Source organism: Corynebacterium sp. HMSC064H12, assembly GCF_001809925.1.
GTDB classification, from domain to species: Bacteria; Actinomycetota; Actinomycetes; order Mycobacteriales; family Mycobacteriaceae; genus Corynebacterium; species Corynebacterium jeikeium_D.
Window position 1 is genome coordinate 87287 of record NZ_KV799345.1, and the last position, 20314, is coordinate 107600.

Genomic DNA, 20314 nt, shown 5'->3' on the forward strand with positions numbered 1-20314 from the left:
GGGGGAGCGTTGTTAGGGTGAGGGCATAGATTGATTGACATCAACAACAAAGGAGCTCAACCATGGCAAAGAATATTCGACCACTAGATGCTCTCGTAGTCGCGGGTGCCGCCAGCGTCCTTGTGCTGGCCGGTTGCTCCTCCGATGATTCGGCTAGTACTGAGGCAAGCAGCACTGTTAGCGAGACCAGCTCTTCCGTGTCGGCCACCAGCACTGAGGGCCATGACGACATGGATGATATGGACGATGCCGATGAGCATGGCGGTCATGGTGACCATGGTGATGACGCGATGGCCGGCCATGACCATCCGGCCGATGGTGGTCCGGCTCCAGAGGGAATGATTGCGGCGGACAACGCGAAGTTCCCGGTCGGCAGTGAAGTGCAGGTTCTCGCCGATCACATGCCGGGCATGAAGGGTGCAGAAGGCAAGGTTGTTGGTGTTTTCAACACCACTACCTACTCCGTTTCCTACACCCCGACCGATGGCAGTGAGCCGGTGAAGGACCACCGCTGGGTCGTTCATGAGGAGCTGGAGAACCCAGGCGAAGCACCGCTTGCCGACGGCTCCGAGATCACCATCAACGCCGAGCATATGGCGGGCATGAAGGGGGCCAAGGGCACTGTTGACTACTCCACCCAGGAGCCGGTGTACATGGTCGACATTGACGATGATGGTATGACCATGAAGAACCACAAGTGGGTTACTGAAAGCGAGCTTGCTCCGGAGGACTAGCAGGCTGTCTGGACGGTCTTTCCGGATAGCTTTCTCTCTTCTCCCGCTCAATCCGCTCCGACTCAAAATCGCCCAGCCACTTCACGACACCTATGTCACCTCATGCCACCTCCACAGCTGGTACGAGGTGACGCCTGTGTCGTGAAGTGGCCCAGAAGGGGGGCGGAGCGAAGTGCCCTGGGGAAACAGGCCACCGCCCAGCTACAGATCCAAATCCAACGACGCACCAGGGATGGCGTCCAGCAGCCGCTGGGTGTATTCCTTCTCCGGGTGGTCGAAGAGATTGTCGGTCGGACGGTGTTCAACCATCTTGCCGTGCTCCATCACGATGACCTCATCAGCCACCTGCCGCACCACAGCGAGGTCGTGCGTAATAAACAGGTAGGCCAAATCCATCTCTTCCTGCAGCTCAGCGAGCAGTTCGAGCACCTGAGCCTGCACCACCACGTCGAGTGCTGACACCGCCTCGTCACAGACCACAACCTCAGGGTTCAGGGCCAGTGCACGCGCAATCGCCACACGCTGACGCTGACCACCCGACAGCTCACCGGGGAAGCGGCGCCCCATTTCCGCGGGAAGAGCGACGCGGTCGAGAAGCTCGAATACGCGCTGCTCACGCTCCTTCTTGGTGCCAATCTTGTGAATCCGCAGCGGCTCCTCGATGGAGGAATGCACCGTGCGCATCGGGTCCAGCGTCGCATACGGGTTCTGGAAAATCGGCTGAATGCGACGCCGCAGCTCCAGCTCCTCTTTACGATTCCGGCCCTGGACGCGTTTGCCGTCGAAAAGCACTTCGCCTTCGGTCGGATCGAGCAGCCCCAGCGCCATGTTGGCGACAGTGGACTTGCCCGAACCGGATTCGCCCACGATTCCGATGGTGCGACCGCGACGCAGCGTAAAGCTGATGTCATCGACGGCGCGGAAGGAATCCTTGCGCCACGGACGGTCGCCGCGGATGGCGAAGTCGCGCACCAAGTTCTTCGCGACCAGAATCTCCTTCTGGTCCGCATCCGATGTCGTCGGCGCCGCCACCACGCGATCACCGCGCCGGGCAGCCAGCGACGGAGCCGCCGCGATTAGCTGCTTGGTGTATGGATGCTGCGGGCGGGTGAGAACTTGCAGGGCAGGGCCGGTCTCCACGACACGTCCTGCTTGCATAACGACGAGTCGGTCAGCGCGCTCGGCAGCCAAGCCGAGGTCATGGGTAATAAGCACCACGGACGTGCCGAGTTCGCTAGTGAGCTTGTCGAGGTGGTCGAGGATCTTCTTCGCCACGGTCACGTCGAGAGCGGAAGTGGGCTCATCGGCAATCAGCAGCTTTGGGTGCGCGGCCAAGCCCATCGCGATAAGCGCGCGCTGGCGCATACCACCGGAGAACTCGTGCGGGTACTGGTCGATACGCTTTTTAGCGTTCGGCAGGCCAGCCTGTTCCAGCAGCTCAATCGCCTTTTTGTGGGCCTCGGAGCCAGTGGCGATGCTGTTGGCGCGCAGCGCCTCCTTAATCTGGGAACCGACGGTCCACACTGGATTGAGATTGGTCATCGGATCCTGGGGGACCAGGCCGATGCCGTTGCCGCGGATGCTAACAAACTCGCGGTCGGTCAGGTGTGTGATGTCACGGCCATCGAAGGTGATGGTGCCACCGGTGACTTCACCATCACCGGGCAACAGCCCCAGCGCGGCGTGGACAGTGGTGGACTTACCCGAGCCGGACTCGCCGACAATGGCGACCGTCTCACCGGGGAAAACCTCCAGGTCGACGTCATGCACCACATCGGTCAACGATTTACTGCGGCGGCCGGACGCTGTGGTCGTCGGAAAGCCAATGCAGACATCCTTCAAGGTGAGAATGGGCGCTGCGGAAGTATTGGTGTCGGTGCTCATCGACGACGCTCCTTCGGGTCGAGAGAATCCTTCAAAGCGTCACCCATGAGGATGAAGCCGAGAACGGTAATCGCCAGGGCGAGTGCTGGCCAGAACAGGTTGGACGGGGCCTGGCGGAGCACCTGCTGTGCGACAGAGATGTCGTTGCCCCAGGAAACGGTGGTCGTCGGCAAGCCAATGCCCAAGTAGGACAGCGTGGCCTCGGCGACGATGTAAATACCCAGTGAGGTCGTGGCCATGACGATGACAGGGGCGAGGCAGTTCGGCAGCACATGGCGGAAGAGAATGCCGGTGCTGGACAGACCGAGCGCCTTGGAGGCGGTGACGTATTCCTCGTTTTTCACTGAGATCACCGAGGAGCGCACCACGCGCGCCATCTGCGGCCAGCCGAAAGCAGCGAGCACGAAGACCACGGACCAAATGGTGCGTTCGGTAAACAGCTGCATCAGCACGATGCCGGCGAGAATCAGGGGGATGGCAAAGAACATGTCCGTGATGCGGGAGAGCACCGCGTCGACCCAACCGCCGAGATAGCCAGCGATGGCACCGAGGATGATGCCCACCACGGTCACGGCCAGGGTGACGCCGATGCCGACGATGACCGAGGCGCGGGCACCGTAGATGACACGGGCGTAGACGTCGTAGCCCTGCTGAGTGAAGCCCATCGGGTGGCCGTCGCGGGCTGGGGCCAGCGAGTCACGCAGGTTTGCCGCCGTCGGGTCCACAGAGGTGAACAGCGACGGGAATGCGGCCACTGCGATGGAGAGCAAAATAATGAATGCGGAAACCCAGAACAGTGGGCGGTAACGCAGGTTCTGCCAGGCCGAACCCCAGAGCCCCAGTGGTGGGGTATCCGGTAACTGCTTGTGGTCGGGGTTCGTCGCCTGGGCGGCGGGGGCCTGCGCGGTGCCGGACTGTGCGGTGCCGGTATGCACGGCGTTGGCCTGCTTTTCTGGCTGAGTCGAATCTAACTGCGTCGAATCTGGCTTAGGCATAACGAATCCTCGGATCCAGGACTGCGTAGAGCAAGTCGATGAGCAAGTTGGCGAACATGTAAATAACCACCAGGATGGTCACGATGCTGACCACGGTGGGAGCTTCACCAATCTGGACGGCGTGGAAGATCAGGCCACCGATACCTGGCACGTTGAAGATGCCCTCGGTGACAATTGCGCCGCCCATCAGAGCCGCGAGATCAGCGCCGATGAAGGTCACAACGGGAATCAGCGAGTTACGCAAGATGTGGCGGCGGGTGACTTCAGAGGTTGGCAAGCCCTTGGCGCGGGCAGTGCGCACGAAGTCGGCATGGCGTGCCGACGAGACCTCGGAGCGCGTCAGTCGCAGAACATAAGCAACCGAGACGAGACCCAGCACGAATGCCGGCAGCAGCAGGGAGGTAAAGGAGGCATCGCTACCAACGGTGGGGGAGACAATCTCCCAGCGCACACCGAAGAGGTAGCGGGCCACGAAGCCGAGCACGAAGGTCGGAGTTGCGATAACCAGCAGGGACATCACCAGAACGGTGGAGTCGAAGAAGCCGCCCTTGCGCATACCGGCAATAACGCCGAGGCCGATACCGAAAATGGCCTCAATGGCAACGGCCATCAGAGCCAGGCGAATTGTAATAGGGAAGGCCAGCGCGATTTCCTCGCCGACCGAGCGACCGGAGAAGGTCTCGCCCATATCCAGGGTGAACAGGCCCTTGAGGTACTCCCAGTACTGGACGAGGAAAGGCTCATCCAGGTGGTAGTGGGCGCGCAGTGCTGCGACCTGCTCCGGTGGCAGCTGCTTATCGCCAGCCAGTGCAGCGATGGGGTCGCCTGGCATGGCGAAGACCATTGCATAAATCAGCAGTGTGGCACCGAAGAATACCGGCACCATCTGCAGGAGTCTCTTTCCGATATACCAACCCATGGTGCTAGTCCTTCTCAATCATCGGGTAGTCCAAGATGCCGTCCCACATCACTACGGCATTGCGCAGCTTCGGGTTCCACGCCACCGAAGCATTGGGGTACCACAGCGGAATCGCTGGCAGGTCCTCCATCAGCACAGACTGAGCCTTGACATAAATTGGCTTGGCATCGTCTGCGCTCTTTGCCGAGGCCGCCTCCTGAATCAGCTTGTCGAACTCCGGATTGGAGTAGTGGTTGTCATTCGAGGAACCACCGGTGACGAACTGCGGGATCATGTAGTTGGCCACAGATGGGTAGTCAGCTGCCCAGCCAGTGCGGTAGCCGCTGGTGATGGTCTCGTTGGAGATTTCATCGCGCAGCTGCTTGAAGGTCGGGTAGGCCTTGCCGTGGGAATCGATGCCGAGGGTCTCGCCAATCATGTTGGTCACCGCTTCGACCCACTGCTGGTGTCCGCCGTCGGCGTTGTAGGCGATGTCGAACGAGCCGGTAAACGGCGCAATTTTGTTGGCTTCGGCCCACAGTTGGCGGGCCTTCTTCGGGTTGTATTCCAGCACCTCTTGGCCAGGTACGTTCGGGTCAAGGTCGCCGAGCGTCAACGAGCTGAACTCGCGCGCCGGGGTGCGGGTGTCGAAGAAAATCTTCTCAGTGATTAGTTTCCGGTCAATCGCCATGGAAATCGCTTGACGACGAAGCTTGCCCTCTTCACCCGAAAAACCTGGCAGATTTCGCGGAATTGCGAAGTACTGCGAAGAGGAGGTCGGGACGTTTGCGCTGGAGTCGGGGAAGTCGGTTTGGAAGCTGGCGAGAGCCGTTGGTGGAATTGTGCGTGGCAGCGTGTCCAGGCGGCCGGCCTGGAGGTCTGCATATGCGGTGTCCACGTCCGAGTAGAAGCGGTATACCAGGCCGTTGTTACGGGCCTTGTGCTCACCGGCGAAGTCATCATTGCGAACCACAGTTAGCTGGTTGTTGTGCAGCCAAGCGCGGCCTTCGGCCATCTTGTACGGTCCATTGCCGATTGGGTGTTCACCGAAAGCCTTCTTGTCTTCGAACGCGGCCTTCGGCAGCGGCATAAACGCGACATAGCCGAGGCTGAGCGGGAAGGAAGAATCTGGGTTGGTCAGATCCACGGTGAACCTCAGGTCATCGACCTTTTTCAGGCCGGAGAGTGTTTTCTCCGTGGCCTTTTCTCCCGAAACAGCATCAAAACCCTGCACGTTGGCGAAGAAGGACTGCTGCTTCTGCAGGTTCGGGCCGTAGGCAGCGTAATTCCAGGCATCGATGTAGCTCTGCGCGGTGACTGGTTCGCCGTTGTGGAAGGTCCAGCCCGGTTTTAGCGTGATGTCGAAATGGGTCGAGTCCTCGTTGGGCTTAATTTCTGCCGCATGGTCCAGGATCATCGAGCCGTCGGTGTCGTAGCGCACCAGACCTGAGTAGAGCATGCGGAGGATATCGCCACCACCGGTTTCATTGGTGTCAGTGGTGTACAGCGGCGACTGTGGTTCGGAGTTCTGGACCACAATGAACCCCGCGCCGACCTGTTGCTGGTCAGTGCTGCAGGCAGCGAGCGCGCTTCCTGGCAAGGCGATTACCAGCAAAGCCGCCAGGATCTGGCGGACATGCAGCGTGAACTTTCCTTTTCCGCTGAGCGTTGTTGCGTGCAGTTTTGTGGCACGGGACTTCTCTCGCTGTCGGAGCTTCCGCCGGAGTTTCTGCCGGGTGTGGAAGGGGCCGGAGGCAACGGGTCTATGCATCGCGAGCCTTTCTAGATTCTGCCAGATAGGCGATATGAATTTGGTGATCGGCTCACTCCAAATGACTTAGATACCCACCTCCCACCTGCATAGGCAATGGTGGTGGTGACAACTTGGGTGTGGTGGGCTCTAAGGTTTGGATACGACCGTTCAATACAGTCTCTAACCATACAAGTCCAAAAAACATATGAGTATTAATCAGGCGAACCATCCCTTATTTGACGGTGTCTTTTACCCTCGATTGGGGAGTTAATCCTGTGCAGTGGTGCAACGTTGTAACATCCTGGCACCCCCGCAGGGGTTGGGGCTGCTGAATTTCTGGCTGTCCCACCGCCGGGCTCCTGTCCGGCCCCATCCGCGACTTCACGACACAGGTGTCACCTCATGCCACCTCCACAGCTGGCACGAGGTGACACCTGTGTCGTGAAGTGGGCTTTGGAAGAGGAAGTGGACTTTGGAGGAGGCGGAGAGGCAGCGCATTAAGTCCCACAGTACGAGTGGAAAGCACCCAACTCCCGCGGTGCCGGCTCCGTGAACCCCGCAGGGACGTCTTGCGACTCAAAGGGGTTGGTTACCGCCTCCAGCAGGTGCCGGTAGTCGGTCAGATCCCCCGCCCCTGCCGCCGCTAACGCTTCCGTGACCAGGTAGTTTCGCGGAATATACAGCGGATTCGTTTCCTCCATAAGTGTCAGGGCCGTCGTCTGGTCGATTCCCAGCTCTTCCCGCGTCTGCTTCCACAACTGCCCCCACTCAGCCGCGGCGGCGGGGAACGCAGGATCAGCGGTCAGCCTGGTCAGCGCAGCCAACGCAGCAACTGTATCCCCATCACCATCGGCCAGAACCTCAATCAGCGCCCGATGAGCATTCGTATGGTCGAGCCCAAACTTCGCCAGCAACGCCTGCCACTGCTGCACCAGGGGGATGGCCAGCGGGTCGTCGTAAAGCGAGGGGAGAATCCCCAACTTGGGCAGCCACCTGCGGCTGAGCGCATCGGTGAACTCGTCGGCGAATTCGCCCAGGATGTCGCGGGCGCGTGCGAGGGCATCCTCCGGGGTGCCTGCGAAATGCGGTAGCAAAGTCTCCGCGAGCTTCGACATGTTCCACCCGGCAATCGTCGGCTGCGCGCCGAACGCGTATCGACCGCCTCGATCAATGCTGCTAAACACCGCCCGGGGGTCGTGCGCATCCAGAAACGCACACGGCCCAAAGTCGATGGTCTCGCCCGCGATGCTGGCATTGTCGGTGTTCATCACGCCGTGGACAAATCCACAGGCCAGCCACGCCGCAACGAGATTGGCTTGCCGCTTGACGACGTCCCGGAGAACCGACTCCGCCGAACCCTCGTAGCCATGCCGCTGCGCGGCGAACTCGATGAGCCGATCCATGATTCCGGTGTCCGTTCCGGAGCGAGCGACCAGCTCGAACGTGCCAACTCGCAGGTGGCTGGATGCTACGCGCACGACGATGCCACCCGGTTGAAGTTCGGTGGTGGGGTCGGTGTTGTCGAATGGGGTTTGCGAGCCGCGGTAAATCTCTTCGCCGGTTTTGATGACCGCCAGCGCGCGGGTGGTGGGGATGCCGAGCGCATACATGGCTTCGCTGATGAGGTACTCCCGCAGCGCGGAGGTCAGCGTGGCTTTGCCGTCACCGCCACGGGAAAAGGGCGTGGGGCCGGTGCCTTTCGCCTGAATCTCGTAGGACTGGGTGTTGTCGCTGTGGGTTGTCTCTTTGGGGCAGTCGGGCTGGTTAGGCGGACAGTGCAGCCCAGTCAGCCCCGGTTCAGCCTCAACTGTGGCAAGCAAGAGCGCGCGACCATCACCGAGTAGGCCTGCGAAGTTGCCGAACTGGTGGCCGGCATAGGCCGTGGCCATCGGGGTTGTGTATGCGCCGAGTGGGGTATCGGTTTCCTGGCCGACTCCGTGATCGGCGCCGCGGCCAGTGAGGAACTTCAGGCCAGCGTCTGACCGGAGCCACTGTGGGGAGAGACCGAGTTGGGTCGCGAGCTCGTCGTTAAGCATGACCAGCTGCGGTGATGGGGCGGCGAATCCCTCCTGGGAGATAGCGAGTTCAGGCAGTGCGGTGGGAAGATCAGCGACATTTCGAGCCATGTGCGCAGTTTAACGGGTAGGCCGAATTGGGGTTGGCGCGCTGGTGCGTTCAGCGGTGCTACGCGCGTAGAGGTGATCTCGAAGGCGAAAAACCCCGGTTACTGGAACAATTCCAGCAACCGGGGTGCGCTCGGGGTAGTCCTACTTCTTCAGGGACTCCGGAGCGTTGAAGCGCTCACCGTGCTTAGCGGCCAGCTCTTCGGCGCGCTCGACGAAGCCCGCGACGCCGCGGCGCTCCGGGTGAGCTGCGGCCGGGTCGACAACAGTGGCGCCGTCGTAGTTCTTAATGAACTGGCGAGTACCACCGGTCCAGGCCGGGTAGCCGATACCGAAGATGGAGCCGATGTTGCCGTCGGCGTCGTGAAGCAGAACGCCCTCGTCGACGCACTTCTGAGTCTCGATGGCCTCGATGAAGAGCATGCGGTCGACCAGCTCCTGCAGGTCGGTGTCCTCCGGAGCGATCGGGGCGATGTTCAGCTCCTCACGGAGCTCATTGAACAGGCCCGGCCAGAGACCGGAGCGCTTGCCGTCGACGTACTCGTAGAAGCCCTTACCCTCGAGCTTGCCCGGGCGCTCGAACTTGTGCAGCATGGCCTCGACCAAATCCGGTACGCCGCCCTCGTCCAAGGTCTGACCTGCAGCCTCGGCGGCAGCGCGGGTCTCGCCAGCGATCTTCTCCATGAGTTTGAGGTTAAGCTCGTCGGCAAGCTGGAGCTGCGGTGCCGGGTAACCAGCCTGGCGACCAGCGGCCTCGATGATGGCCGGGTCGTAGCCCTCAGCGACCATACGCAGGGCCTCGTTGATGACGGTGCCGATGACGCGGGAGGTGTAGAAACCGCGGGAGTCGGTGACAACAATCGGGATCTTGCGGATTGCAACAGCGAAGTCCAGCGAAGCGGCGAGGATAGCCGGGTCGGTGTTGTCGCCGGAGATGATCTCAATCAGCTGCATCTTGTCCACCGGGGAGAAGAAGTGCAGGCCGATGAAGTCCTTCTCACGCTTGACGTGGGAAGCCAGCTCGGTGATCGGAAGGGTGGAGGTGTTGGAGCCCAGGATGCAGGTCTCCGGAACTGCAGCCTCGATCTCGGCGTGAACCTTGTGCTTGAGGTCGGTGTTCTCGAAGACGGCCTCGATGACCAGATCGACGTCGGAGAGGTCGTCGTAGGACTCAGTCGGCTTGATGCGGTTCAGCAGCGCTGCGGACTTCTCCTCAGTGGTGCGACCGCGCTTGAGAGCCTTGGCCTCCAGACCTTCAGAGTAGGACTTACCGCGCTCGGCGTTCTCCAGGGAAATGTCCTTCAGGACAACTTCCATGCCAGCCTTTGCACACACGTAGGCGATACCTGCGCCCATCATGCCGGCGCCGACAACGGCAACCTTCTTGAACTCGCGCTTCGGGTACGGGGTGCCATCAGCCTGCAGCGGACGGGAGCCGCCGCCCTGAGCGTGGTTGAGGTCGAAGAAGAACGCCTGCATCATGTTCTTCGACTGAGTGCCGGTGACCAGCTCGGTGAAGTAGCGGGACTCGATACGCAGTGCGGTGTCGATGTCGACCTGAGAGCCCTCGATGGCAGCCTGCATAGCAAGGCGGGGAGCCTTCATCGGGGAGCCCTTGAGCTGCTTGGTCAGGTTTGCCGGGAAGGACGGCAGGTTCATTGCGAGCTTAGGAGTCTTCGGGTCGCCACCCGGGATCTTGAACCCCTTCTCGTCCCACGGCTGTGCGGCCTTAGCATCTTCGCTGGTCAGCCATGTGCGAGCAGTGTCGATGAGCTGCTCCGGAGCAACAACCTCGTCAACGAGGCCAGCTGCGAGGGCCTTGCCAGGGTTCATCTGGGCGCCGGTCAGAATGACCTTCATCAGCGCATCCTGGATGCCCAGCATGCGAACGACGCGGGAGACACCGCCGCCACCCGGCAGCAGGCCGAGGGTGACCTCTGGCAGGCCAATCTTGGAACCGCGGGCATCGGCAGCAACGCGGTAATTAGCAGCCAGCGCGACCTCGAGGCCGCCGCCCAGTGCTGCGCCGTTGATGGCAGCAACAATCGGCACCGGGAGCTTCTCCAGGCGACGCAGGGAGGCCTTCATGTCCTCGACCATGTTGAACATGTCAGCTGCATCGTCCTCAGTGGCCTTGGACATCTGCTTGATGTCGCCGCCTGCGAAGAAGGTCTTCTTCGCAGAGGTGATGACGATGCCCTTGATGGAGGTCTCAGAGCCGTCGCCAATTTCGTTTTCCAGGCGCTCCACGGTGGCGCGGATGTCGTCCTGGAAGGTCTTGTTCATGGTGTTGACCGGCGCATTCGGGTCATCCATGGTGAGGGTGACGATTCCGGCGTCGTCCTGATCCCACCGGAACATGTTATCTGTGCTCATAAATCAGTCAGTCCTTTGTGGTTATCGCGGTGTGACCGCGGTAATTGTCGCTGTGAGTTTCGTTCCGGTTTGCTTTAGACGCGCTCGATGATGGTTGCAACACCCATGCCGCCAGCCACGCAGAGCGAGATGAGGGCGTAGCGGCCACCGGTGCGGTGCAGCTCGTCGATTGCGGCGCCGGTGATCATGGCACCGGTTGCACCCAGCGGGTGACCCATGGCCATTGCACCACCGTTGATGTTGAGCTTTTCGTAGTCGATGCCCAGGTTCTGCTGAGCGTGCTTGACGACGGCGGCAAACGCCTCGTTGATTTCCCACACGTCGATATCGTCGACCGTCAGGTTGGCCTTGGCCAGTGCCTCGCGGACAGCCGGCTCGATACCGGTGAGCATGATGGTCGGCTCGACACCATTAACGGCGGTGGCGACAACGCGTGCGCGTGGGGTCAGACCCATGTCTGCGCCGGCCTTCTCAGAACCAACCAGGGTCAGTGCAGCGCCATCGACGATGCCGGAGGAGTTACCTGCGTGGTGGACGTGATTGATGCGCTCAAGCTGCGGGTACTTCTTCAGTGCAACTGCGTCGAAGCCACCCTGCTCGCCCATCATAGTGAAGGCTGCGCGCAGGCCGGAGAGGGACTCTGCGGAGACGCCCTCGCGAATGGTCTCATCGCGGTCGAGGATGGTCAGGCCGTTCGCGTCCTTGACTGGGACGACGGAGCGGTCGAAGCGCCCCTCAGACCATGCCTTTGCGGCACGAGCGTGGGAGAGTGCTGCCATCTCGTCGAGGGACTCACGGTCAAAGCCGTCGAGCGATGCAATCAGGTCAGCGGAAATACCCTGCGGGACGAAGTCGGTCGCAAACGAGACCTGTGCGTCCATCGCCATTGCACCGCCGTCGGACATCATTGGCACGCGGGACATGGACTCCACGCCACCGGCGAGGACGAGCTCGTCCATACCGGAGCGGACCTTCTGAGCAGCCAAGTTGATGGCGGAGAGGCCGGAAGCGCAGAAGCGGTTGATCTGGACACCGCCGGTGCGGTACGGCAGACCTGCGGTGAGTGCTGCGGTCCGGGCAATGTCCGCACCCTGGTCGCCGACCGGGCTGACGCAGCCAACGATGAGGTCGCTGATGCGCTCTTCGTCCAGGTCAGGGAAACGATTGCGGATTTCGTCGATGAGGCCGACGAGAAGCGATACCGGGCGTACCTCGTGGAGGGAGCCGTCCTTCTTGCCCTTGCCGCGCGGGGTGCGAATTGCCTCGTAAATGAAGGCTTCGCCGCCCGGCTGAATGGTGGCGGAAGTCATGTGTTTTTACCTCACAGATTCGTCGTAAAGTGTCGTGCGTCACTCTATAACGAATGCCGGATTGGCGGGGGTAATTTGAGGGGTACTGGGGAGAAAGTTAGCTCGTCGCACCTGTCTACCTGCGGTTATGGGAGAAACCGGGGGTAATTACATAAGTAGTTTGGGGCGTGGAGTCGCGGAAGTGAGGCGGTAACGGTCTGCTATGTGAAGGCCTAACCGTTACGCCCGCCCAGCTGCCACTCCGTCAGCCCCTCCAGCCCCCGCAAACGTCCGCCCGCAACCATCATGCCGCCTCTCCATCATCCTCGGCGAACCCCAAGTTCTGATAGCGTTCGACAAAGGCCTGGATGCGCTGCAGCACCCGCGTCTTGACCTTTTCACGCTCATTACCTGGGGTAAACCGCGACATTGGTGGAAGAACTCGAACAATTCCGGTGCCAAGCGTGCTGACAATGCCGGTGGTCAGCGCCTCTTCAATGAAAGATTGCGCAGTGGGCATCCGCAGTCTTTCTTCCGTGATGATCGCATTGAGTTCTTCCGTGCGTTTGGTCCTGATGAACTCCTCCCACTGCTCATCAACGGGCTGTGTCAGGCTCACGGTGCTGACGAACTCTTCAATCAGGTCGCGCTTGTTCCGCAGCGATGGGCTGGAGTTTGCAGCACGAGAAATCTGGGCACGAATTTCTTCTCTCTCGTCGCTGCCGTGGGTTTCACGGTATTGCTCGACGAGCATGAGAATGTAGTCGACATTGATCTCGACCTGCTTGATTAGCTCCATCTCGAAGACGACATCGTCATTGATGGACTCCCGGTCCCCGTCGCTTTCAGTACGGAATTCCGCAAAAAGGTCGAGGTAGATACTGCGGTAATCCTGCTCCTGGCGCGGCGTCAACAGCGCGTCATCAGCGAATTGGTCGAAGGAAGTCAGGATGTTTTGGACACGCAGAATCGCGCCGAAGAGCTTGATGAACTCCTTCTTCGCCTTCTCGCCAACAATGACCTTATCCAGCGGGTATTCCTGGAGCAGTCGCTTCACTAGCTTGGCATATTCGGCAAAGTACTCAGCGTAGGGCTTAAGCAGTACCACGCTTTGCGCCTTGGTATCGCCGAAGAGCCGCAGCGCCTGATTTGTGGCGTCTTCGAGGTCTCGGAAGCAGACAATGTTGCCGTACGTCTTGACGGAATTGAGGATTCGGTTGGTACGCGAGAATGCCTGAATCAACCCGTGGTATTTCAGGTTCTTGTCCACGAACAGCGTGTTCAAGGTAGTGGCGTCGAATCCGGTGAGGAACATGTTGACCACGATGGTCATATCGACTTCCCTGTTCTTCATTCGCAGGGAGAGGTCTTTGTAGTAGTTCTGGAATTTCTCGGCGGAGGTGTCGTAGTTGGTCTTGAAATACCCGTTGTAGTCGGCAATCGCCGCTTCCAGGTAATCGCGCGCAACCTTGGGTAGCTGCTCGGGCTCCATGCCTTCTTCACGGAGCAGGCCTGCCTCGTCGGCCACGGCAGTAGCTGCCGCATCGCTTTTCTTTTCGCTTGACGACGGAATCGTCGGTGACTCATCCTTTTCGGCCTCATTTGGTGCGAATGAGTAAATCATGGCAATCTTCAGGCGCTCTGCTTCTGGCAGTGATACTTGCGCTTTTTTGAAGAGGTTGTAGTAAGTGTAGGCAGCCTCAACAGAAGCGGTGGCGAAGATAGCGTTGAAGCCACGAACTCGTTGTTCTTTCTTTATTTCCTTAATCCGACCGCGGTGCCGGGCCTTTGCTGAGGCGGATACGTTCTCGACAACGCGGTGTTCGTAGAAGGTTTCCCGCTTTGTTTTCTGAGCGAAGTGTTCGAGCGTGTAGTCGACGACGTTTTTCAGGCGTGGCTCCGCCAGGAGTGCGCCTTCGGTGTCGATGCCTGCGACTTCCTTGTCCTTAACGCTTCCAACCGAGATGGTGTTGACGTAGTCAATCCGGAAGGGCAGGACATTCTTATCGTTGATGGCGTCAACGATGGTGTAGGAGTGGAGTCGTTTGCCGAAAGCCTGCTCGGTGGTTTTGAGGTTGGCTTTGGTTCCGCTGGTGGAGTTGTCGGCGAAGATGGGCGTTCCGGTGAAACCGAAGAGGTTGTATTTCTTGAACGCCTTCGTGATGGCAGTGTGCATGTCACCGAATTGGGAGCGGTGGCATTCGTCGAAGATGATGACCACGTGCTTGCCGTAGACATCGTGGTGTTTGTTGCCTGCGATGAAGTTCGACAGCTTCTGAATTGTGGTGATGATGATGGATGCGTCGTCGTCTTCCAGCTGCTTCTTCAGCACGGCGGTCGAGGTGTTGGAGTTCGCAGCGCCCTTTTGGAAGCGGTCGTACTCACGCATGGTTTGGTAGTCGAGGTCTTTACGGTCGACGACGAAGAGAACCTTATCTACATGCGAAAGTTTGCTAGCCAGCTGTGCGGCTTTGAATGAGGTGAGGGTTTTCCCCGAACCGGTTGTGTGCCAGATGTAGCCGCCAGCCTCCGTGGTGCCAAGGCGTTCACGATAGTTATTGGAAATCTCAACTCGTTGCAGAATCTTCTCAGCGGCGACGATCTGGTATGGGCGCATCACCAGTAGTTCTTCCGCAGCAGTGAAGACGCAGAACTTAGTCAGAATATTGAGAAGCGAGTGCTTGGACAGAAATGTCTTAGTGAAGCCAACAAGATCCCGGATGGGTTTGTTGTTTGCGTCAGCCCACCACGATGTGAATTCAAAGCTCTTAGCACCGCGCGCCGGGCGGCCTTTTCCTCCCGTTTCTTTGATGTGTAGTTCACGGGTGGTGTTGGAGTAGTACTTGGTCAGCGTGCCGTTACTGATGACAAACAGCTGCACATAATCGAACAAACCGTCACCGGACCAGAAAGAGTCGCGCTGGTAGCGCCTAATCTGGTTAAAGGCTTCACGCAAATCTACGCCACGGCGCTTGAGTTCGATGTGCACCATGGGAAGGCCATTGACCAGGATGGTGACGTCGTAACGATTGGAGTGTTTCGCACCGCCTTCGCCCTTTCCAACCTCGTACTGGTTAATGACCTGCAGCCGGTTGTTATGGACATTTGCTTTATCCAGCAGTCGGATGTTTTTGCTCGTGCCGTCGTCACGCGTAAGAACCTGAATGTGGTCTTCGTGGATGCGACGGGTCTTCTCTTTGATTCCGTCGTTGGCGCTGGTGACGCAGGTGCGATAGAACCGTTCCCATTCCGCGTCGCTAAATGTGACGTGGTTGAGAGTTTCGAGTTGACGGCGCAGGTTGGCAACGAGGTCTGCTTCGCTGTGGATGGGCAGGTAGTCGTAGGCCTGCGACTGGAGGATGTCGATGAGTTCCTGCTCCAGTTGCGCCTCGGTTTGGTAGTCCTCCGAGATGCGCTCCTCGGCCTTGTACTCCGCTACGACGGTGCTTTGCTCACCGACAGCAATCGGGTCGTACTTGGTTACTCGTCGCTTGCCGACGCCGTCCTGGTTCATGCTGCCAATTCCTTAAAAGTCAGTAGTTGATTCCGGTAGTACTCGTACTGCTGCCGGCGAGCTTCAATCTCGGCTGGCAGGCCGGAGGTGAGGTTGTTCACGAGTGCATCGAACTTGTCGAGAATATTCACGATGCGCTCCTGCTCTTCGAGAGGAGGGATGGGGATTGGAACTGATTTCAGCCGCTGCACAGATAAACCTGGCTGGGCGGATTTTGTTGCGTATTGGTTTAAGTCAAGAAATTTGAGCATGTGGTAGGCCCAGCGAATGTTGACTGAATCATGGGCGTTCATAACAATCGCATGTTCTGTTGCGTAGAAATCTTCAGGAGCCCAATTTACATTTCCGCAAAGAGCCCCTTGTCTGCCTATCAGCACAGCCCTTTCTGGATGCGATGCCTCCCGAACATAGCCGCGAACTCCATTTCCGCCAAAGGCGGGAAATGGGTGAGAAGCAGTACGCACTGGACTGATTTCGTCTCGTCGTATCGCTTTGCCGGCCTTCATTCCGAATATGTCCCCTAGCGTTGTCCGCTGGACTCTCTCTCTCTCTCGGTAAACGTCAGCAGTTGATTACGATAAAACTCATACTGCTTTTTCCTCGCTTCCAGCTCCGCTTCCAGCTCCGCTTCCAGCTCCGCTTCCAGCGATTGGAAGGTATCGAGAATTTTTACGATTTCTTGTTGTATAGGTAGAGGTGGAATAGGAATCCTAAGTTTTTTTAGCTTGCTTTGAGTTTGACTTGGCACTCCACCAGCTTGATTCATTTCGCCCAGGCCGAGAGTTTGAAGTTCGTAAAACACAAATTTAGGCAACGCTATATCTTCATTAATCTCTGTTCTGAAAATAGTGTCTACTACCCAAAAAGGTCCCTCAACGTAGAAAAGATTGCCCAGGGAACCCTTTCGCGGAATGAGAACTGAAGGGCCCGAAGCAGCTGCCTGATTTACATGGCGCATGATTCCTCCGCTGCCGTAGACAGGAATCTCCCCATCCTCCAGGTGCTTATGGTCTTTACCATTTCTAATTGTCAGAAAGTCTTCGAGCGGCAGATGCGTTACACCATTCGGGCAGAGTTCCTCGATGAGTTTTTCGATCTGGTTCACTTCTGCTCCTTCGGTGGTTGCTGGATCTGCTTCTGAACTGCAGTGATTTCCTTGAGATAGTCCCGTTCCACACCACTCGGTTGGGTATCAATCACTGATTTGTACTTCTCGTATTCCGCATGGGCCTTCTGTATCGCTTGGCGGTGGGAAACCGTTCCTGCTCCCTCCAAGGACTTGCCACCCATGGCCGCAATCATTGTGGTGAGGTGATCCATCCAGTCCGCCATATACGTCGGCTGGTGCATCTGGGCACGGAACTCTGCCGCATCGAAGTAGGCAGAAACCAAGGTATTCAGGCGTTTTAGCTCGTCCTCGGCAAGGTAGTTTTTGGCAATCTCCACCTCAGCCTTGGTGATGCGCTCGCCCTTCCAATTGGTCAACCCCATGTTTGGCTTTGTGGCATCCGAACGCTCGAAAACCACCTCGGCTGCCGTGTGGCCGTGAGCACCAAAATGAAGTTTATTCTGGACCGTCGCAAAGAACTGCTTACTCACAGCGGCCCGCGGATCGTAATCCACGCTGGTGGCGTACAAATCTAGAACCTGGCGATGAATGACCTTCGCACTAGAGCGAATATCGCGGATGCGCTCCAGCAATTCACGCCAGTATGTTCCGCCACCGCCCTCTTTCAGGCGCTCATCGTCCATGGCGAAGCCCTTAATCAGGTATTCGCGCAAAACGCCTAGCGCCCACTGTCGGAACTGAGTACCCCGCAAGGACCTCACTCGGTAACCCACGGAGATAATCACGTCGAGGTTGTAGTGCTCCCGCTCGCGCGAAACTTCCCTTGAGCCTTCGAGTCGAACTGTTCGGAATTTCCGAACAGTTGCCTCTGACCTGGGCAGCTCGCCTTCCGCAAACACATTCCTAATATGTTCGGAGACATTCGCCTTCGACGACTGAAACAGCTCCACCATTTGGGCCTGGGTGAGCCAGACGGTTTCGTCGACAAGCCGTACCTCAATGCGAGTAGCGCCGTCGTCCGTGCGGAACATCACCAGCTCGCCCGCAGACGCCATGCTCATGTCGCCGTTCGTGTCAGACATCGGTGCGGGTTCCCTCAAGATCTGCCACAATCTCATCGATTGCCTCGCGCAGCTGGCGCTGGCGCTCCACGATGCCAACAATCTGCTTATTCAGCTCTACGATGTCAATGACCTCGCGGGTGTCCTCGGGCTCGACATAGGAGGAAACTGCGATGTTGTAGTCGTTTTCTGCAATCTCCTCAGCGGGCACCAGCTTGGTGAAATACTCCACATCCTCGCGGGCAGTGAAGGAATCCAGAATCTTCTTCTGATTCTTCTCATTTAGTCGGTTCTTGTTGCCACTTCGCTCAAACTCTGCGGAGGCATCGATGAAGAGAACCGAATTGTCCTTTTTCGACTTCTTCAACACGATGATGCAGGTCGCGATGGTAGTGCCGAAGAAAAGATCCGGCGGCAACTGGATAACCGTATCCACATAGTTGTTATCCACCAGGTACTTGCGGATTTTCTTCTCCGCGCCGCCACGGTAAAGCACACCGGGGAACTCAACAATTGCGGCAGTGCCGTTCGTCGCAAGCCACGAGAGAATATGCATCGTAAAAGCCAAATCGGCCTTCGATTTCGGGGCCAGGACGCCCGCCGGTGCGTAGCGTGGATCGTTAATCAGCAGAGGATTGTTGTCGCCCTCCCACTTGATGGAGTAGGGCGGGTTGGACACGATTGCCTCAAACGGCTGGTTATCCCAGTGTGCAGGTTCGGTGAGGGTATTGCCCAGCGCAATGTCGAAATTATCGAAGTTCACATCGTGCAGGAACATGTTGATGCGTGCCAAGTTATACGTGGTCAGGTTGATTTCCTGGCCGTAGTAGCCCTCGCGGACACCGCCTTCGCCAAGCACCTTCTTGAATTTCAACAGCAGCGAACCAGAGCCGACAGCTGGGTCGTACACCCTGTTCACGCTCTTCTTTCCCACCACGGTAATCCGGGTCAGCAGCTCAGAGACTTCCTGCGGCGTGTAGTACTCGCCTCCGGACTTGCCTGCCTGAGAGGCGTACATACCCATCAAGTACTCGTAGGCATCACCGAATAGGTCGATGGAGTTGTCATCGGCTTTAACGGTGAGAGGCATATTGCCGATGTGCCTCATCAGATCGTAAATCTTGTTATTGCGTTCGATGACCGAGTTGCCAAGCTTGTTGCTGTCTAGGTTGATGTCGTCGAAAAGCCCTTGAAGATCGCTTTCGCTAGCGGTGCCTTTTGCAGATGCTTCGATATTTTTGAATACCTGCTGCAGTCGTTCATTGAGGTTCTCGCGGTAGTGCTCGTCAGCCGCCTGCTTGCAGACGTTGGTAAACAACTCAGAGGGCACAATGAAGTAGCCCTTTTCCTCGACAATGCTGGCCCGGCCCCACTCGGCATCCTCGTCAGAAAGGGAAGCGTAGTCCGCGTCCTCATTTCCAGCGGCACGTTCGCCGTCATCGATGTACTCGGTGAGCTTCTCCGAGATAAAGCGGTAGAACATCATGCCGAGCACATAAGACTTAAAATCCCAACCATCCACGCTGCCACGCAAGTCGTTGGCGATGTTCCAAATAGTCCTGTGCAGCTGTGCCCGGTCTGCGTCACTCATAGTGAAAACCCCGCTCAATCAGTAAAAATGCTTGAGTTTCCAGTCTAGTGGCAGACGATACGAAGTCAGGGGAGCACGCTCCGGGAGAAACTGACCCCCTACCGCTTCCGCAGCACCAGCACCAGGTTCGACACCGCGAACTCGCGGAGCCCCGGCACGTGCACCATCCACCAGGCCCACCATGGGTGGTAGCGCGGGAAAGCGGCCAGCAGCTCGCAGTCGCCGGCCTCCGCGGCAGCGCGCGCCCACTTCAACCCTTCACCGCAACCGACCTTGAACAGGGACTCGCCAAAGTAGTTCTTCGGCCGCTTGCCATGCTTCTTCTCATACATGCGCCGCGCGCGGTCACCTCCCAGGTAATGCGTCATCCCCATCTCGTGGCCGCCGAACGGGCCGTACCAAATGGTGTACGAGTAAACGACCAAACCACCCGGCTTGGTCACACGCAGCATTTCCTCGCCCATCGTCCACGGCTCGGGCACGTGCTCGGCAACGTTCGACGAGTACGTTAGGTCAAAAGCATCATCGCGAAATGGCAGCTCCAGCCCCGATCCGCGTACCGACGACTCCAGCTTGATCCCCGCCGCCGCCATCTCACCCACATCGGGCTCGCAGGTGTAATACTCCACGCCACGCTGGGCAAATGCGCGGCCAAAGTACCCAGGGCCGCCGCCGACATCAAGGATGCGCTTGCCACGCAGTGCGGTATTCGTCGTAACGCTTGACGACGTGCCCCCTGTGTCCGTCGACCCCGCCGCACCATCCGCCCCAGCTGCGATGCCTTCCAACAGGCCGATGGTGTCCTCAGCCAGGTGCCCGTAGAAGATATCGGGATCGGTTTGCTCGTATTTGAAGTCGTTGAGCAGCCCAAATGAGCGCGACAGCGTAGCAAAGCTGCGCAGCTCTTTCAGAGCGGGCGGGACGATAAAAGCGGGAAAGCGAAAGCTGGTCACGTCAAACAATCTAATGGACTGGTTGGGTCTGGGAGTATGGATTTGAGCTAAAGCGGCAACGAAAGCCGTGCCGA

Annotated in this window: 14 protein-coding genes; 1 reads left to right on the forward strand and 13 read right to left on the reverse strand. The window is 58.5% G+C overall.

Annotation, left to right across the window (positions count from 1 at the left end; genetic code table 11):
* Positions 1–62: 62 nt before the first annotated feature.
* Positions 63–734, forward strand: coding sequence for a YdhK family protein (locus HMPREF2681_RS06820; RefSeq protein WP_083296871.1), 672 nt, complete (start codon positions 63–65; stop codon positions 732–734).
* 201 nt (positions 735–935) lie between these two features.
* Here HMPREF2681_RS06820 and HMPREF2681_RS06825 read toward each other — a convergent pair whose 3' ends face one another.
* The 13 genes from HMPREF2681_RS06825 to HMPREF2681_RS06885 form a co-directional block, all read right to left on the reverse strand.
* A complete protein-coding gene (locus tag HMPREF2681_RS06825; RefSeq protein WP_070546531.1) occupies positions 936–2618 on the reverse strand; it encodes a dipeptide ABC transporter ATP-binding protein in 1683 nt (560 codons plus the stop codon).
* Positions 2615–3613, reverse strand: a complete 999-nt coding sequence (locus tag HMPREF2681_RS06830) for an ABC transporter permease (protein WP_070546532.1) — start codon at positions 3611–3613, stop codon at positions 2615–2617. Before HMPREF2681_RS06830 ends, HMPREF2681_RS06825 begins: the two co-directional genes overlap by 4 nt.
* On the reverse strand, positions 3606–4532 hold the full coding sequence (locus HMPREF2681_RS06835; RefSeq protein WP_016421610.1) for an ABC transporter permease: 927 nt from the start codon (positions 4530–4532) through the stop codon (positions 3606–3608). The genes HMPREF2681_RS06830 and HMPREF2681_RS06835 overlap by 8 nt, the downstream gene beginning before the upstream one ends.
* A gap of 4 nt (positions 4533–4536) precedes the next feature.
* Positions 4537–6282 carry a peptide ABC transporter substrate-binding protein gene (locus HMPREF2681_RS06840; protein WP_049191012.1) on the reverse strand — a complete coding sequence of 582 codons (1746 nt, stop codon included), beginning with the start codon at positions 6280–6282 and terminating at the stop codon, positions 4537–4539.
* A 479-nt stretch (positions 6283–6761) separates the two neighbouring features.
* Positions 6762–8390 carry a protein adenylyltransferase SelO family protein gene (locus HMPREF2681_RS06845; protein WP_070546534.1) on the reverse strand — a complete coding sequence of 543 codons (1629 nt, stop codon included), beginning with the start codon at positions 8388–8390 and terminating at the stop codon, positions 6762–6764.
* 141 nt (positions 8391–8531) lie between these two features.
* The gene (locus tag HMPREF2681_RS06850) at positions 8532–10763 is read right to left on the reverse strand and encodes a 3-hydroxyacyl-CoA dehydrogenase NAD-binding domain-containing protein (protein WP_070546536.1); all 2232 of its coding nucleotides are present in this window, start codon (positions 10761–10763) and stop codon (positions 8532–8534) included.
* A gap of 74 nt (positions 10764–10837) precedes the next feature.
* The gene (locus HMPREF2681_RS06855) at positions 10838–12073 is read right to left on the reverse strand and encodes an acetyl-CoA C-acetyltransferase (protein ID WP_069358928.1); all 1236 of its coding nucleotides are present in this window, start codon (positions 12071–12073) and stop codon (positions 10838–10840) included.
* Between the two features lie 283 nt (positions 12074–12356).
* A complete protein-coding gene (locus HMPREF2681_RS06860; RefSeq protein ID WP_049193179.1) occupies positions 12357–15566 on the reverse strand; it encodes a type I restriction endonuclease subunit R in 3210 nt (1069 codons plus the stop codon).
* A complete protein-coding gene (locus tag HMPREF2681_RS10955; RefSeq protein ID WP_083301603.1) occupies positions 15563–16072 on the reverse strand; it encodes a restriction endonuclease subunit S in 510 nt (169 codons plus the stop codon). Before HMPREF2681_RS10955 ends, HMPREF2681_RS06860 begins: the two co-directional genes overlap by 4 nt.
* A gap of 14 nt (positions 16073–16086) precedes the next feature.
* The gene (locus HMPREF2681_RS06870) at positions 16087–16671 is read right to left on the reverse strand and encodes a restriction endonuclease subunit S (RefSeq protein WP_070546540.1); all 585 of its coding nucleotides are present in this window, start codon (positions 16669–16671) and stop codon (positions 16087–16089) included.
* The gene (locus tag HMPREF2681_RS06875) at positions 16668–17717 is read right to left on the reverse strand and encodes a virulence RhuM family protein (protein WP_070546541.1); all 1050 of its coding nucleotides are present in this window, start codon (positions 17715–17717) and stop codon (positions 16668–16670) included. Before HMPREF2681_RS06875 ends, HMPREF2681_RS06870 begins: the two co-directional genes overlap by 4 nt.
* Complete coding sequence (locus HMPREF2681_RS06880; protein WP_049191026.1) at positions 17710–19287, reverse strand: type I restriction-modification system subunit M; 1578 nt, start codon at positions 19285–19287, stop codon at positions 17710–17712. The genes HMPREF2681_RS06875 and HMPREF2681_RS06880 overlap by 8 nt, the downstream gene beginning before the upstream one ends.
* 98 nt (positions 19288–19385) lie before the next feature.
* Complete coding sequence (locus HMPREF2681_RS06885) at positions 19386–20240, reverse strand: class I SAM-dependent methyltransferase (protein ID WP_239660028.1); 855 nt, start codon at positions 20238–20240, stop codon at positions 19386–19388.
* Positions 20241–20314: the final 74 nt, after the last annotated feature.

What these genes read in the sequence shown, in the direction of transcription:
- HMPREF2681_RS06820 (WP_083296871.1), top strand. Translation starts at nt 63, where the DNA reads ATGGCAAAGAATATTCGACCACTAGATGCTCTCGTAGTCGCGGGTGCC.
- HMPREF2681_RS06825 (WP_070546531.1), bottom strand. Translation starts at nt 2,618, where the DNA reads ATGAGCACCGACACCAATACTTCCGCAGCGCCCATTCTCACCTTGAAG.
- HMPREF2681_RS06830 (WP_070546532.1), bottom strand. Translation starts at nt 3,613, where the DNA reads ATGCCTAAGCCAGATTCGACGCAGTTAGATTCGACTCAGCCAGAAAAG.
- HMPREF2681_RS06835 (WP_016421610.1), bottom strand. Translation starts at nt 4,532, where the DNA reads ATGGGTTGGTATATCGGAAAGAGACTCCTGCAGATGGTGCCGGTATTC.
- HMPREF2681_RS06840 (WP_049191012.1), bottom strand. Translation starts at nt 6,282, where the DNA reads ATGCATAGACCCGTTGCCTCCGGCCCCTTCCACACCCGGCAGAAACTC.
- HMPREF2681_RS06845 (WP_070546534.1), bottom strand. Translation starts at nt 8,390, where the DNA reads ATGGCTCGAAATGTCGCTGATCTTCCCACCGCACTGCCTGAACTCGCT.
- HMPREF2681_RS06850 (WP_070546536.1), bottom strand. Translation starts at nt 10,763, where the DNA reads ATGAGCACAGATAACATGTTCCGGTGGGATCAGGACGACGCCGGAATC.
- HMPREF2681_RS06855 (WP_069358928.1), bottom strand. Translation starts at nt 12,073, where the DNA reads ATGACTTCCGCCACCATTCAGCCGGGCGGCGAAGCCTTCATTTACGAG.
- HMPREF2681_RS06860 (WP_049193179.1), bottom strand. Translation starts at nt 15,566, where the DNA reads ATGAACCAGGACGGCGTCGGCAAGCGACGAGTAACCAAGTACGACCCG.
- HMPREF2681_RS10955 (WP_083301603.1), bottom strand. Translation starts at nt 16,072, where the DNA reads ATGAAGGCCGGCAAAGCGATACGACGAGACGAAATCAGTCCAGTGCGT.
- HMPREF2681_RS06875 (WP_070546541.1), bottom strand. Translation starts at nt 17,717, where the DNA reads ATGTCTGACACGAACGGCGACATGAGCATGGCGTCTGCGGGCGAGCTG.
- HMPREF2681_RS06880 (WP_049191026.1), bottom strand. Translation starts at nt 19,287, where the DNA reads ATGAGTGACGCAGACCGGGCACAGCTGCACAGGACTATTTGGAACATC.